This window comes from Janthinobacterium darwini (genome assembly GCF_051380905.1).
In the GTDB taxonomy this organism is placed as follows: Bacteria; Pseudomonadota; Gammaproteobacteria; order Burkholderiales; family Burkholderiaceae_D; genus Janthinobacterium.
This window is the reverse complement of record NZ_JBNYXX010000001.1, coordinates 1,510,040-1,522,102: the sequence shown is the minus strand read 5'-3', so window position 1 is coordinate 1,522,102 and position 12,063 is coordinate 1,510,040. Positions and strand designations below refer to the sequence as shown.

Here is a 12,063-nt window from a genome sequence, read left to right as displayed (position 1 = left end):
ACAATTACCTGAAGGCAACAACCGCTAATTTCTGATGGCCGCGCCGATTAACGAAATTCAAGTTAGGAATCAAAGATGAAAGCAAAAATCCTTCTCGCGCTGCTAGCCTCTTTTGTAGCGACGCAATCCAGCGCTGCTGGTCCCATGCGTGTCTTCGTGAGCTCCAAAATTTCCCAAGTCAACGGCTGCAACAGCAGAGTCGACGGAATCACTGAGAACTTCATTAACAGCTTGGCGCGCGAAGCCTTAATCAAGAAGGGATACGTAATCGCCAACACCAAGCAGGAGGCGACCGACGGTCTGCGAGTACAGTTTGATGTGAAATTGTGCGGTGTAAGTTTTGGCGAGCATGTTAATTACACCTCATCTATGGGTATGTATTCGATCAGTGCCGGGTCTTCAGTAGTAGCCACAGATTTAAAGGAGCTACCATTTTCCTACTCAAGTACTTTCGCATTCGCGTATGGCGATTCAACCAGAAATCAAGCATCGCGATTGGCTGAGTACATCAAGCCTCAGATTCGCGAACAAATCAATTCCTCTTTCTAAAACCCTCAGCAGACATTTCAGGCTTCAGCGGCGGGTCCAGGGAGCGCGTTGTGCGTCCATGTAGTCGCGGATCGGCTGCTTTGTCGGCTTAGTCGTCTGCGTCATGGTCGCCTCGCTTAAAAGCGCAAATGGTCGAGGTGCCGGACCCTCTCAGCGCTAAACGCTGGAAAGAATTTGACCCGTGTATTGCCGCCGGCGGCCAAGGGTTGCGCCCCCTACGATCCGCAGTCATTTGCATTCGATTACCGGTTACAGCGTCCGGCGCCGAATAGCCGCGGTTACAACGCGCGTCGGCTGGGTGCTGCTTATCCTGCTCGTGGTTGTAGGCTGATTGATGCGCTAAGGCCTCGCCAGTGCCAAACTACCCGCTGCGCCGATGGCTAAATGCGCGGTAAGTCGCTTTCACATTTGCGCCGCATGGCGCTGGGGATGATTTCTTCGCTACTTCATGTCGCACCTCCTTTTCAGGCGTGCGGCGGCATGCTCACGCGCGCATCTGGCCAACTCATATGCGTTCACTGCATTCGACCTATGCAATCTCTCGATTTTTATATGCAATAATGGCAACTTCAAGCGACTACGCCACGACCTGGCGCGTAATTACAAAGGAGAGAAATGCGAAACTTAACATTCAACGGCGGCCCGGATATTAGTGGAAAATCAACGCAAGCTGCTTTGGAGATCCTTGCGCAAAACTGCCGCGATACAGGGCAAATAGTTTTCGCTCTGAACAAAGAAATCGAGGAGCTAAAAGATGAGATCGAACAACTGAAAATGCGAATTCGATAAAACTCTCGCAAAATGAAAAGCCACCCATGAGGTGGCTTATTTTTTGCTCCCACGGCCATAGTGCGTGGTTTGCGACAAATTCAAGACGTGCAGGTACTGCGCTGGGTCCGGGCACTGTCGCGAGTTCCAGCTATCGGTGGCGCGATGCGCACATTACGATTTCCGGAAGAATTTTCTTGAATAAGAGCCTGAAGTATACCGCAGAAATACTGTTTGTAAACACAGTCTTAAAGAAAACCTTCGCTACATGTCTCCGCAGCGTAACAATCCACCCGCCCGGCCAGAATGACTGTCGTGAATAGAGCTCAGTTCGCTGACCATGTCCTTGACGCGCTCCAGTTCTAGGCCCGCCACGCCGTACACTGCTCCCACTCCGGTTCCCTTGCAGCTCGTGCAGATGCCATTTCCCAGCAGCACCTTGACGCCGGTGCCGCCGCAGCCCCTGCACTTGCCGTCCAGCCAATGCGCCAGCGACTTCTCGGCCACGCGCCGGTAAAGCGCTTGCGCCGCTGCCGCATCCCAGGCTGTATTTTCCGGCACCCAGCGGCGTGCCCGGCCGCGCTTAATCACCTCGACAGTCCAGATGCGCAGCAGCTGCGCCAGATTCTGCTGGTTGCCCTCAAACATGCGGTTGAGCGTGCCGTCTGCGTACTTCACGCGGCACAGCAGCGCGCCGATGCCACCTGCCAACGCCGCAGCGACCAGCGGGTCAGTCTGGTGGTGCAGCGCATCGTCCATCAAGTTGTTCGATCCGAGGGCTGCGACATAACGATCTGAAAAACCCATGAAATCTCCAAATAAATATTATTTAAAATTATCACCCGGCAGTAGGCTCGTGATGATCTTACTTCTCAATGGTGAAACATTCCACCAATACTTTTAGCTGCAAACAACACACTCCTGTAAGAAATACATCCCTTCAGAGAAATTTCAAATTCATTCTTATTTACAAAACCATAATTTCATACTAAAGTGTCATTGATTTTCACCATAGGAGATAAAATATGCGAGTATTAGAACGCAGTTCCGTATTTCATCTGAAAGATATTGATGGCTTCGCAGATAGCATCACTGAAGTGTGGTTCGTTCGAGAAAAAGAATCTCCTACTAGCGTGAGCGTCGTTCTTAAACAAGGGGACGCTTGTATTATTCTCAATGCAGGAAATATCGACTTTAATAGCGCCTCGTCTGCAGTCCCGTTGCAGGAATTGTATAAATGGTTAAATTTTCATAAAAAGCTTGCAGTTCCTTTTCATTTTTATGAAGATACAAAAAATGTGCTAATTTTAACAAAGAAAGGTGGCTTGCTATCTGCAGGTTCTCTAAGCGTAGTAACCGATCAAACGCTTCTCGCCCGAATGCAAAGGTGGTTATCAGGCGCTACGAACTGGATGTAGAAGAGTAACAAACAGCTGACAATTACAGACGCAGCATTCCCGTCTGGTTAAATTCGCGCACGGTTGCTAAGCAGTGCGCGAGCAATTTCGACGTTCGGCATGTCGCCCAGGAACACCATCGTCTTGCCAACACCTTCGCGCAGGGCGCACATTTCATCGCCGTTGACGCCGAAGGTGCCCGTGCGCTGAGCCCGTGCCATTATTTCGGCGATTGCCTCGACCACGGCCTGGGCCACCGGCAAGATGGCATGGCCATCTGGCGCGATGCGGCGCGCCATATCGGCGTTGCTCAGCAGGTTGTAGGCGTGCAGCTCCTGGAAGTGACCCTTGCCCATGGCCTCGCTAGCCTGGAAGCCTGGGATTTCGAATGCGAAGTCTTTGCGCAGGCCCGCTGGCAGCACGGCCGGCTTCGGGATGTACCGCTTGCGCGGCTTCTTGTTCGCGGCCATCAGAATTCCTCCGTTTTCCAACCGCCGCCCGCCTTCTTCGGCAGCGCCTGGACGGCAACGAAGCGCAGCGGGTACATGTCGGCAGCGATCTTGATCTTCGCGCGCGCGTCGTCCTGCCAGTAACCTTTCACTTCGTGCGCCTCCAATGCGCCGTCGGCAAGCTGCACGGCGAAATCCGGCGTGTAGAACGTGTTGTCGGCCAAGCGAAACTTTAGGCCCTCGAACTTGTACCAGGCAACCTCGCCGGCTGCCTTGCGCAGCTCCAGTGTCTGCGCATACGCGGCCTCAGTCTTGTTCATGGCGCCGACCTTGAGACGGCCCAGCGCTTGCAGGCCACGGGCCATCATTGCGCACGCTCCAGGCGATGCGCGGCCGCCATCACGATTGCAGCGCGCGCCGCGGCATCCCTGTCCGGATAGCACCGGTATCGCGCTAAGAAGCCACTGGCATCGACGCAAGTCGATGCTGGCGTCAGGCGTATCTCGAACTGCGCGAGCAGCGGCGCGGCTGCAGCCCAGTCGTCCATCCAGTCGGGCACCATGGCTTGGCCGCGACTTGCGACCGCGCCCGCCGGCGGCGTCCCGACCAGGGCGCCGCCTACTTCGACAATGTTGGACCAGCCAAGCAGCTCGGCCAGGCGTTTGTTTGCTGCGATTTTGTTTTCTTGATTTTTCATTTGAAGCCTTTTAAGCCGTTTGTCTGATGGGTACGTCACTTCGTAGCGGCCATGCCCCTTGCGCAGTGCGGCGGTGCCTCTGGCAAATCCTGAGCGGCATTCGCGCTTGCCGGGCCGGGTGCATTTCTGCCGCCAGCCAGGTAAAGCTGCACACGTTCGGCTGTCAACCGTTTGAATTCTTCGTCCGCCAGGCGGTGCTGCTCGACACGCTCCAAGCGCGCTGCCTCCTTTGCTGCGGTGCCATCAGCAATCATTTTTTTGATCGCAGCGAGTTGCGCCCGCGCGGCATCGTCCGGCGTCTGGTCCTGCTTGCCCTGCAGCAGGCCGGCCACGGCCGGTGCCGGCAGCAGCCCTGCCCTCACCGCATTGCCCAGCACCTCGACGTGCCGCGTCTTGTCCCAGCCCACGGATGCCAGCCACTCGGCCGGGCGCCGATCCAGGCGCGCAGCGGCAACGATGCGCTCGTACGCCTCCAGGAACGGCTTGCGCGCGCTGATGGCGCCGCTGGAGTCGAGCACAGGCTGGCAAATGCGGAAAGCCTCGGCAATCTCGGTCGTCCAGACCACGCTGGCCATTTCGTCCTGGCCGATCAGCGCGATTGCCCATGCTTCCTCGGCGCCCGGGCGGCCGTCCATGCCCAACGGCACGTCGAAGCCCTTGCGCTGGGCCAGCTTAATCTTGGCGCGCAGGAATTCGCTGTACGCGGCTTCTTTCAGGTGTTTTTGTTCTTGCGGGCTAAAGGCGCTCATGGGTGTTCCAATGTAGGTTGAATGGCGGCGGGCGCTGCATCGAGCAGACCCAACGACCGTAAAATTTCGTGTGTGAGGGCGACTGCCGCGCGAAAGGCAGCCTCCAGGCCTGCCGGCGACAGATCAGCCGGGCGCGGGCGCCGGCCGTCGAGCACGTCGTGGCAAGAGCTGCAGCCGAACGCGGCAGCGGTGTCTGGCGCCTTCAGGCCCATGCCCTTCCCGTCGCTTAAAAAGTTCGAATGGCAAAGCACGGTGGTGTCAGGGTCGAAGTTGCAGACGGCCAGGCGCAGCGTGCAGTCTTGGCCGCGCGCGGCGCGCCGGATCGGGGTCGAGCGTGGGCCCTTGCTTTTCAGCGTGGCCTTGCGCTTCGGCGCCGTGCGCTGGTGCGACTGCAGTGAGAGCATGCCGGTGCTGGGCATAGGCGAGGTACGCTTGAATGGCGTGCGGGCCAAGGGGGCGCCTCGCTTCATAGATGAGCGGCGCATCATGATAAGATTTCCTTTTGACAAGGAAATTTATGCTGACCTGGTTTAGATGGGCGACCCTTATGACTGCGTTGTGTGCAGCTTTCTTCTATGGATATCGCACCGCTCCTTGGTCGTACGTGGACGCGACCGTAACCGCATATTGGGTACAGGCGATTGGTTCGGTGGCCGCTATTTTTTTCTCTGGATGGTACGCCACCAGGCAAGCTAAGCGTCAGTTCATAGACGCATCCAAGCTGCAACAAATTGCGGCGACGAACTCCGAGCTCAAGATGGCTGAGGCCCTCGAAATGATTGCTTTGCTCGCATCGAAACGAATGCTGCACTTGATTAGAGAAATTGGCTGGAACCGGGAAATTTTCACAAATTACTGTACCGGTGCGACGCATTTCGACAAAAATTTGCTCAACCAAATTCAATATGATTTGGATGCTATTCAATTGCATGACTTGCCGAACAGCAAAATTATTTATGAAATCGCGACTCTTCGCTCTATTACCCGCCAAGTAAAAGAGAACGTTACCAAGGCATTCAATGACTATCGCATCATGACTGGGCAGAACTTCGCCAGTTTTTTTAATATGCTCGATGATGCTCACAAACAAATGTGTGTTAGCTTGATCTCCCTTGAAATCGAGACTATTAACATAAGAAATAGACTGTAAAGTTGTTGCGCTTTTCAGTTGCAAGATTTCCGTAATCCTGGTGTCGATGAAAAATTGATTGATTTTCATGTATCCGATTCCGAAAATAAACGCGGCTGGATAGCGCCGTTGGCGTAGACTGTATCCATTATCATCGTGGCGATCGGCTCGTCGCCGTCCCATCCATGCGGCCACGTCTGCAGCACGATCAGCTCACGGATGCGTGCTTCCTCCTCGGTATTGATCAGGTCGATCTCGGGCCGGCCAGTGGCACGCGCCACCGCGTTGACGGTGGCCTGGATGGTCAAAATGCGATCCAGGCCCATCAGCCGCGCCTCGAACGTCAGCGGCCCCATGCGCTGCGGATTCGCCGCTACGGCGCCGCTTTTCAGTATCTCGCGCCCGGCTTTGCGCAGGCGGTGCTGTGGCTCGCGTAGTTCTCGCCACAGCGGCTTGATGCCCTTGAGCGGCGCCAGATAGGCCCATTGCGGGTTCAGCAGGATGGTGTCCAGCGCCTTGTCTTCGGCCGCCAGCGGGCAACCGATGCAGCCGGTGCGCGCGTTGACCTCTTCGGCCTCGTCGCCGCCATAGGCATCGGCAATGATGGCCGTGCTCCAGTCGCCGAATTCAGCCTGTGGCGCCCAGTGGCGCAGCCACTCCCACACGTGGCAGACGCGCCAGTGCAGGAGTGGCGCCAGCGTCGACATGCGGCCGCGCAGGCCTTTGGCGCTCGGCAGCACCTGCTGATACCAGCCCTGGCCGCACTCGGCGCCATCCTTGCTGCAGCTCATTTCAATACGTCGATCACGGATGGCGCTTTCGCCCTGACGCACGCCGGTAATCATCAGGATCTGGCCGTCGAGCTGGTCCAGACGGTCGCGCAGCGCCTGTTCCATCGGGTCGATCTTGATCTGGCGCGTGCACCAGCGCAGCGTGTTGTTGTTCGGCGGCGGCACGCCACGGCCCAGGATGTAGACCATGAAACGCTTGTCCATCGGTGCCGTGACGACCTCGACGCGAATGCCGCGCTCTTCCAGTTCGTCCATTATCTGGCGCGCCGCGATGGCCAGCGGCGGCAGCTCTTGGCGCGTATCGGCATAAAACACCGTCAACGACTTGGGGCGCGCGATCTTGCCGGTGTCGAGCAAGTGGGTGATCAGCGTCAGCGTGGCGCTGGAATCTTTGCCGCCGGACCAGGCAATACCCCAGTGCTCGTGCGTAGCGCCGTAGGCCAGCAAGGACTGGATAGTCAGGTCGATGGAATCGGTCATTTGCAGGCGCTGGGCACCGGCGGAGAAAATATCGGCTTGGTTCATCCTCAATCCTCCATCGCGCGCTTGATGCCTGCGGCGTCGAGGCCAGCAGCCTTGCAACCCAGGCGCGTGGCGTAAAAGTAGGTCATTTCGTTGCCGGCGCGGCCAGCCGTGGCCAGGCCGGCGCCCACCAAGCGCTGCATGGCCTCGTACTGCTGGCCGCTGCCAGCGGCAAAGTAATTGCGGTTGCCCCAGCGATTCTTCGGCTTGCCCTGCACGGCGCCCAGCATGTGCTGCGGCTTGGCGAAATCGCCTGACATGATTGCGTCGCGGACGGCGGCCAGCGCGCAGGCGGCGCATTTGCAGTGCTGGGCAAGCTGCTTGGCAGTGCTGGCCTTGCCGCAGGCGCAAACCTTGCGGATCAGCGAATAAGTGGGCGCGGCTTGGTTCGCCAGGTGATGACGGGTAATTTGGGCGGGATTGACTGTCATGATAAGATTACTTTATGGAAACTTTTAAAAAGTGGGTAAATAGCCCTGCGGGTACCGGAACAGCTCTCGCCATATCTGGTATCGCGACATTTATATTCATTGGCCGGGGGTTCGATCTCAACAAGTCGGAATGGGCTTATTGGGTTCAGGCCCTCGGATCTATCGGTGCTATTGTGGGAACGTGGTATGCAACGAAAACGCAACTTATGCACGCGAACAAAGCCCGTAAAATTCAGCGCCTTGCGGAACAGGCGGGGCACGCACATATCGCTTTTGATCTTGCGACGGACACACATCGTGCGCTGAGGAGTATTGAAAAGAAGTTCGCGGAGGCAAATAAGCACACCAAACGTATTCGAATCCCCCTTGATCGACTGCAGGCACTCAGCCAGTCCTTGCACAATTTTGCAGCCCTGCCAATCCATCCTGTGTATTACTTCGAAATCCTCTGTCTGCAGCGCGAGGTTGCGTTCACTATCAGCGCCGTTTCCCAACAAGCTGCGAGCCCATACGTCGTGATGCCGGAACGCGTCATTAATGCTCGAAAGCGAACCGCCGCCGTCTTGGTAAGTAAATTGAAACTTGAGACTGCGCTTAACAGAGCGCGGAGCGCTGCTGGGATAATCACCCCAGTAATTGAGCGGGAAATTGATGCCGAGTACGAAGAATCGTAAACTCACGCCACCCTCGCAATCTCACGCTCATGCGCGAAGTTGGCCCGCATAGCAGCATCAATGCGGCGGCCAAGCCAGGCGACATTCGATACAGCCCAGCTGTTGCCGATGGCTTTATAGCGCGGGCCGTCAGCCGCAGCGCGTGCGACCTGGTCTCGGGTCATCACTCCGCCGCGCAGCAGATATTTGATCCAGTCCTGGTTGAGCTTTTCTGGCCGGATCTTGCGGCCGAACGGAATGAGCGTGTAGTCGTCAGGGAAATCCTGCAGGCGCTCGCACTCGCGGGGCGTGAGGCGGCGGACTGCCATGCCAGGCGCAACATACGTTGTTTGCTTCATGCCGGGCTGTGCCGACAATGCTCCCGAAATTTCTCCGTCGCCGCCCATTAAGCGGACTTCGTCCCGAGTGTTCTGGCAAAATGCCATCGATGGCACAATCGGCTGACCGCGCCCTGTGCCATCTTCACTCACATCGAATCCTTCAGCCTTGAGGGTGTTCGTGATGTCGCCGGTGGTGCAAAGAACCTGCGGGACGCCATGGCCCCGACCTTCTTCTGATGAAAGGCACGGCGAAAGGCCCTCTTGCCCATAGATACGGCGCCGCTGCGTTTCACCGGGGGTTAGGCACTCAACAGCGACGGCCACGGCCTGCGCCTGCGCCTGCGGGCTGGAAGATCCCAGCGCGCCGAACACTTCGGTGCTGCTGATGGTGTTCTGGCTGGCGTCGAAGGCGATGGCCGGTGGGCTGCCGGCGTTAGCATGGCTGCCGGCGTAGTTACCAGCGCGCAGCGTCGGTGACAGGTCGACGCAAGCGTCACCGCCGTAGTCCTTGCTGCTGAATGCGATAGGCGCCAGTACCACGCCGTGTTGCGACCCGTTGTCCAGTGTGTACATCGGTGCGCCGGCGTCGCCGATCCCCAGGCCGTTCTGATCCTTGCCACGAGTAGCGTTCTGAATCGGATAGGCGGCAATAGGCGCTTCATGGTTGCAAGTCAGCGTCGGGCTACGATCAAGCGAAATCTCGGCGCCGCCTTGGCCGTGAGCCATGCAGATTACGCCAGCAATCAGTGTGTCCAGACCGTCGCCGCGCGGGCGCTCGACGCCGCTCGTCACGGGAGCGGCTACTGCAGCACCGAAAGCAAGGTCTTTCCCGTCGCTCTGTCGTGCTCCGCCAATATCCTCGGCACTGACTGGCTGCAACCCGAGGCCACATTCGTCTTGCACTCCACCACGGCGCGCAGCGCTTGCTCTAACTGTGCCGGCAACGTCTTGCGGCGTTTCTCGGCTCGGCGGAGAATCCCGGCGCACGCCGTCGAACTCAAAAAGTACCTGTGCGGGATCGAACCCTTCTCCAGCACTTGCGACAACGAACACACGACGGCGTCGTTGGGCCACTCCGAAATATTGGGCGTCGAGGGTCCGCCACGCGACTGCGCGCGCGGGGCCATACACACAACCAGCGTACGCCCATTTACCCCCTGGTGGTTCGATTGGATCATCTTCGCCGGCAAGGCCAGCAAGGAAGCAGCCGAAGGCATTGTCTTTTGTGGAGAGCACGCCCGGGACGTTTTCCCAGAAGACAACGGTTGGAAGAAGTCCAGCTGCAGCGCGTCGTGCGTCAATTTCATCTGCAATCTCGCAAAAAACAAGGGAAAGGTTGCCGCGTTCGTCGTCGAGCGAATTGCGCAGGCCCGCAATCGAGAACGCTTGGCACGGCGTGCCGCCGCAAAAGACATCGGGCGCTTGCACGAATCCATCGCGGATCAAGGCAGCAACCTTGGTCATGTCGCCCAGGTTCGGCACGTCTGGATAGTGGTGCGCCAGCACGGCGCAAGGGAAAGGCTCGATCTCAGCCAACCAAGCGGCGCGCCAGCCGAGCGGGTGCCAGGCGACGCTGGCGGCTTCGAGGCCGCTGCATACGGAGCCGAAGGTAATGGGCATAGTGAAGGCGTCGCGCTTCATGCTAAGATTCCTTTCAAACAACTTTCGGCAAACGCATGAAATATCCCTACCTCACGGTCGCACTCCTGGTAATTTTTGGCATTATCGACATCGGTATATTGGGAAATCACTACGAACTCACGAAGTCCGATTGGCCCGGTTGGGTGCAAGCAATAGGTTCGATAGGCGCATTGGGAGTTGCGATCTTTGTTATGAACCGGCAAAGTCAGCACGCTGTTGCGCTTGCACTCGGTTCCGATAAAAGGGCTCTGATCAGAAGGGCATCCTCCGTTAAATCTCTCATCGAACGGGCGAACTCCCACATTGGTTCGTGTCTTGACACCATTAAAAAAGTCTTCACGAGTAGTGGCGCCATTTCCATAGATGAGTTTCGCACCTTTGCGTGCGGAAAACTCGCGGAGGCAAGACGTACGCTCGTAGCAATCCCCGCGCACGAGCTTGGATCTTATGACCTGACCGATGCGGTTCAGAACATGATTGAGTGCATTGCGGACCTTGAAGTTATTATTAACGCTGGTTCGCCCGCTGCCGTTATTGCCAGTCAACTGCAATACATCAGCGAAATTGAAAAACAATTTGATAGGGCAACTTCTTATCGCAATGACTTCAAAGATGGATTGCTCGCACTTGAAAACAGCTAGCCTATCTATATTTTCAAAAGTCATGGACGCACCTCAGCAGCCGGCGCGCCAAACATAGCCGCTACCAGGTAGTCACGGCCGTGCTGCCCGCGCGGCCAGTTGCTGCTTCGATTACGGTAGAGGTCGAATTCGTCCTGATCATCCAGGTCGGGCATGCCATACAGGGCGCGGGAATGGGTTGCTGCGGCCTCGATCAGCACGAGGTGCCCAGCCTTGACCAGCTTGGCGAGGCGCTTGCGGACGGTTTCGCGGTGAAGTGTCAGGTCTAGGGCGATATCGCCGATGGTGGCGGCGCCGCAGCGCTTGACCGTGGCCAGGATATCGGCGGCGCGGTCAGCGCTTGCGGAATTGCGGCTGGAGGCTACGCCAGCAGGCGCGCGCGTGCGATTGTCAACTTGGCCAGTCACAATGCCACCTCGCCAGATCCGGTATCGACGCCTTCAATCGGTGCGAGATAAAGCGCACCGTCGTCCATTTCACGCCAAAAATTCCACACGTCGGTGACGGAAAACAGCATGTCCGCCTCATCAAAGTTATTGTCGAGAGCGAGAAATGCCATTTCAATGAATTTGTCGGCTGGCAGTTCGGCGCCGCGCAGTTGATGAAGCTCGTTGACGGCGCCAGCAGCCATGTGCGAGATCAGCTGCGCGTGTGTTACGCGCTGATCAGTAACAAGCCGCAAGAAAAGGAATTGAGCAGCGGAAGCATCACAACCATCTGCGACTCCCCACAATCGAACCAAATATTGCATTGTGGAGTTCATCACTTCGGCTGCATATAGCGCCATACGCAAATGGCTGGCAGCACGAGCAATCACCCCTTCCATGCGGGCACCACCGAGCATTTTCTCGCAGACGGCATTGGACATTTTCCTTTGGCGTGCCAGACGCTCGGCATGAGCTGCGGCATCGAACAGAGAAAACGACGGGAGCATGGCCTCAACCACAGTTACGGCTTCTGAGAAATCACAAGCGAACCATTCTCCAACTACTCGACACGATGCGAGGGCAGCGTGAGCGCGCGCCTCCAAGGCTGACGAGTCGTCAATCTGAGGACTGAGCCAAGTACGCATTTCACGAATGCCACCCATCGCTTGGATGGCCTTAAATCGGGCGGAAGGCGTATTCGTGCGTCCTATTTTGATCAAGCCGAGCCCACCGTCGACCACGTAGGCGTGGCCTGGCGTCAGGCGCCTCATGACCTACCCCAAACGGCGCATTTCAGCGCTTCCGCAATATTTACACTTTTCTGTTGTACAATTTCGGTCATAAATTCTTTCGCGAATTTTTGTTGTTTCAAGGAAGC

General features: G+C 57.1%; 17 protein-coding genes. 6 read left to right on the top strand and 11 right to left on the bottom strand.

What is annotated here, in order from left to right:
- Window positions 1–75 precede the first annotated feature (75 nt).
- Window positions 76–549, top strand: coding sequence for a hypothetical protein (locus ACQ4WZ_RS07045; RefSeq protein ID WP_436572934.1), 474 nt, complete (start codon window positions 76–78; stop codon window positions 547–549).
- Between the two features lie 615 nt (window positions 550–1,164).
- Window positions 1,165–1,338: a hypothetical protein gene (locus ACQ4WZ_RS07040; RefSeq protein WP_436572933.1), complete on the top strand. Its 174-nt coding sequence runs from the start codon at window positions 1,165–1,167 to the stop codon at window positions 1,336–1,338.
- A 243-nt stretch (window positions 1,339–1,581) separates the two neighbouring features.
- On the opposite strand, the gene ACQ4WZ_RS07035 is transcribed toward ACQ4WZ_RS07040, so the two are convergent.
- Window positions 1,582–2,124 (bottom strand): hypothetical protein, encoded by a 543-nt coding sequence (locus tag ACQ4WZ_RS07035; RefSeq protein WP_436572932.1) that lies wholly within the window; start codon window positions 2,122–2,124, stop codon window positions 1,582–1,584.
- 218 nt (window positions 2,125–2,342) lie between these two features.
- On the opposite strand from ACQ4WZ_RS07035, the gene ACQ4WZ_RS07030 reads away from it, so the two are divergent.
- Window positions 2,343–2,735, top strand: coding sequence for a hypothetical protein (locus ACQ4WZ_RS07030; protein ID WP_436572931.1), 393 nt, complete (start codon window positions 2,343–2,345; stop codon window positions 2,733–2,735).
- A 47-nt stretch (window positions 2,736–2,782) separates the two neighbouring features.
- On the opposite strand, the gene ACQ4WZ_RS07025 is transcribed toward ACQ4WZ_RS07030, so the two are convergent.
- The 5 genes from ACQ4WZ_RS07025 to ACQ4WZ_RS07005 are packed head-to-tail and all read right to left on the bottom strand — an operon-like array spanning window position 2,783 to window position 5,097.
- Window positions 2,783–3,184, bottom strand: a complete 402-nt coding sequence (locus ACQ4WZ_RS07025) for a hypothetical protein (RefSeq protein ID WP_436572930.1) — start codon at window positions 3,182–3,184, stop codon at window positions 2,783–2,785.
- Window positions 3,184–3,531 carry a DUF1064 domain-containing protein gene (locus tag ACQ4WZ_RS07020; protein ID WP_436572929.1) on the bottom strand — a complete coding sequence of 116 codons (348 nt, stop codon included), beginning with the start codon at window positions 3,529–3,531 and terminating at the stop codon, window positions 3,184–3,186. Before ACQ4WZ_RS07020 ends, ACQ4WZ_RS07025 begins: the two co-directional genes overlap by 1 nt.
- Entirely contained in the window at window positions 3,528–3,860 is a 333-nt protein-coding gene (locus tag ACQ4WZ_RS07015; protein ID WP_436572928.1) for a hypothetical protein, read from the bottom strand. Before ACQ4WZ_RS07015 ends, ACQ4WZ_RS07020 begins: the two co-directional genes overlap by 4 nt.
- A gap of 35 nt (window positions 3,861–3,895) precedes the next feature.
- Complete coding sequence (locus ACQ4WZ_RS07010) at window positions 3,896–4,609, bottom strand: hypothetical protein (RefSeq protein WP_436572927.1); 714 nt, start codon at window positions 4,607–4,609, stop codon at window positions 3,896–3,898.
- On the bottom strand, window positions 4,606–5,097 hold the full coding sequence (locus tag ACQ4WZ_RS07005; RefSeq protein WP_436572926.1) for a nuclease domain-containing protein: 492 nt from the start codon (window positions 5,095–5,097) through the stop codon (window positions 4,606–4,608). The genes ACQ4WZ_RS07010 and ACQ4WZ_RS07005 overlap by 4 nt, the downstream gene beginning before the upstream one ends.
- A gap of 29 nt (window positions 5,098–5,126) precedes the next feature.
- Here ACQ4WZ_RS07005 and ACQ4WZ_RS07000 point away from each other — a divergent pair, with 29 nt between their 5' ends.
- Window positions 5,127–5,759, top strand: coding sequence for a hypothetical protein (locus ACQ4WZ_RS07000; RefSeq protein ID WP_436572925.1), 633 nt, complete (start codon window positions 5,127–5,129; stop codon window positions 5,757–5,759).
- Window positions 5,760–5,824: 65 nt separating this feature from the next.
- On the opposite strand, the gene ACQ4WZ_RS06995 is transcribed toward ACQ4WZ_RS07000, so the two are convergent.
- Both ACQ4WZ_RS06995 and ACQ4WZ_RS06990 read right to left on the bottom strand, forming a co-directional pair.
- A complete protein-coding gene (locus tag ACQ4WZ_RS06995; protein ID WP_436572924.1) occupies window positions 5,825–7,054 on the bottom strand; it encodes a phosphoadenosine phosphosulfate reductase domain-containing protein in 1,230 nt (409 codons plus the stop codon).
- 2 nt (window positions 7,055–7,056) lie between these two features.
- A complete protein-coding gene (locus tag ACQ4WZ_RS06990; RefSeq protein ID WP_436572923.1) occupies window positions 7,057–7,482 on the bottom strand; it encodes a hypothetical protein in 426 nt (141 codons plus the stop codon).
- 14 nt (window positions 7,483–7,496) lie between these two features.
- Here ACQ4WZ_RS06990 and ACQ4WZ_RS06985 point away from each other — a divergent pair, with 14 nt between their 5' ends.
- Window positions 7,497–8,156 (top strand): hypothetical protein, encoded by a 660-nt coding sequence (locus tag ACQ4WZ_RS06985; protein ID WP_436572922.1) that lies wholly within the window; start codon window positions 7,497–7,499, stop codon window positions 8,154–8,156.
- Between the two features lie 2 nt (window positions 8,157–8,158).
- Here ACQ4WZ_RS06985 and ACQ4WZ_RS06980 read toward each other — a convergent pair whose 3' ends face one another.
- Entirely contained in the window at window positions 8,159–10,117 is a 1,959-nt protein-coding gene (locus ACQ4WZ_RS06980) for a DNA cytosine methyltransferase (protein ID WP_436572921.1), read from the bottom strand.
- A gap of 35 nt (window positions 10,118–10,152) precedes the next feature.
- On the opposite strand from ACQ4WZ_RS06980, the gene ACQ4WZ_RS06975 reads away from it, so the two are divergent.
- On the top strand, window positions 10,153–10,758 hold the full coding sequence (locus ACQ4WZ_RS06975; protein ID WP_436572920.1) for a hypothetical protein: 606 nt from the start codon (window positions 10,153–10,155) through the stop codon (window positions 10,756–10,758).
- 20 nt (window positions 10,759–10,778) lie between these two features.
- Here ACQ4WZ_RS06975 and ACQ4WZ_RS06970 read toward each other — a convergent pair whose 3' ends face one another.
- Window positions 10,779–11,165: a helix-turn-helix domain-containing protein gene (locus ACQ4WZ_RS06970; RefSeq protein WP_436572919.1), complete on the bottom strand. Its 387-nt coding sequence runs from the start codon at window positions 11,163–11,165 to the stop codon at window positions 10,779–10,781.
- Complete coding sequence (locus ACQ4WZ_RS06965; protein ID WP_436572918.1) at window positions 11,162–11,956, bottom strand: GIY-YIG nuclease family protein; 795 nt, start codon at window positions 11,954–11,956, stop codon at window positions 11,162–11,164. The genes ACQ4WZ_RS06970 and ACQ4WZ_RS06965 overlap by 4 nt, the downstream gene beginning before the upstream one ends.
- Between the last annotated feature and the right edge of the window lie 107 nt (window positions 11,957–12,063).

What these genes read in the sequence shown, in the direction of transcription:
- ACQ4WZ_RS07040 (WP_436572933.1), top strand. Translation starts at nt 1,165, where the DNA reads ATGCGAAACTTAACATTCAACGGCGGCCCGGATATTAGTGGAAAATCA.
- ACQ4WZ_RS07005 (WP_436572926.1), bottom strand. Translation starts at nt 5,097, where the DNA reads ATGATGCGCCGCTCATCTATGAAGCGAGGCGCCCCCTTGGCCCGCACG.
- ACQ4WZ_RS06975 (WP_436572920.1), top strand. Translation starts at nt 10,153, where the DNA reads ATGAAATATCCCTACCTCACGGTCGCACTCCTGGTAATTTTTGGCATT.
- ACQ4WZ_RS06965 (WP_436572918.1), bottom strand. Translation starts at nt 11,956, where the DNA reads ATGAGGCGCCTGACGCCAGGCCACGCCTACGTGGTCGACGGTGGGCTC.
- ACQ4WZ_RS06990 (WP_436572923.1), bottom strand. Translation starts at nt 7,482, where the DNA reads ATGACAGTCAATCCCGCCCAAATTACCCGTCATCACCTGGCGAACCAA.
- ACQ4WZ_RS06985 (WP_436572922.1), top strand. Translation starts at nt 7,497, where the DNA reads ATGGAAACTTTTAAAAAGTGGGTAAATAGCCCTGCGGGTACCGGAACA.
- ACQ4WZ_RS07045 (WP_436572934.1), top strand. Translation starts at nt 76, where the DNA reads ATGAAAGCAAAAATCCTTCTCGCGCTGCTAGCCTCTTTTGTAGCGACG.
- ACQ4WZ_RS06980 (WP_436572921.1), bottom strand. Translation starts at nt 10,117, where the DNA reads ATGAAGCGCGACGCCTTCACTATGCCCATTACCTTCGGCTCCGTATGC.
- ACQ4WZ_RS07035 (WP_436572932.1), bottom strand. Translation starts at nt 2,124, where the DNA reads ATGGGTTTTTCAGATCGTTATGTCGCAGCCCTCGGATCGAACAACTTG.
- ACQ4WZ_RS07025 (WP_436572930.1), bottom strand. Translation starts at nt 3,184, where the DNA reads ATGGCCGCGAACAAGAAGCCGCGCAAGCGGTACATCCCGAAGCCGGCC.
- ACQ4WZ_RS06995 (WP_436572924.1), bottom strand. Translation starts at nt 7,054, where the DNA reads ATGAACCAAGCCGATATTTTCTCCGCCGGTGCCCAGCGCCTGCAAATG.
- ACQ4WZ_RS07030 (WP_436572931.1), top strand. Translation starts at nt 2,343, where the DNA reads ATGCGAGTATTAGAACGCAGTTCCGTATTTCATCTGAAAGATATTGAT.
- ACQ4WZ_RS07000 (WP_436572925.1), top strand. Translation starts at nt 5,127, where the DNA reads ATGCTGACCTGGTTTAGATGGGCGACCCTTATGACTGCGTTGTGTGCA.
- ACQ4WZ_RS07020 (WP_436572929.1), bottom strand. Translation starts at nt 3,531, where the DNA reads ATGATGGCCCGTGGCCTGCAAGCGCTGGGCCGTCTCAAGGTCGGCGCC.
- ACQ4WZ_RS07015 (WP_436572928.1), bottom strand. Translation starts at nt 3,860, where the DNA reads ATGAAAAATCAAGAAAACAAAATCGCAGCAAACAAACGCCTGGCCGAG.
- ACQ4WZ_RS07010 (WP_436572927.1), bottom strand. Translation starts at nt 4,609, where the DNA reads ATGAGCGCCTTTAGCCCGCAAGAACAAAAACACCTGAAAGAAGCCGCG.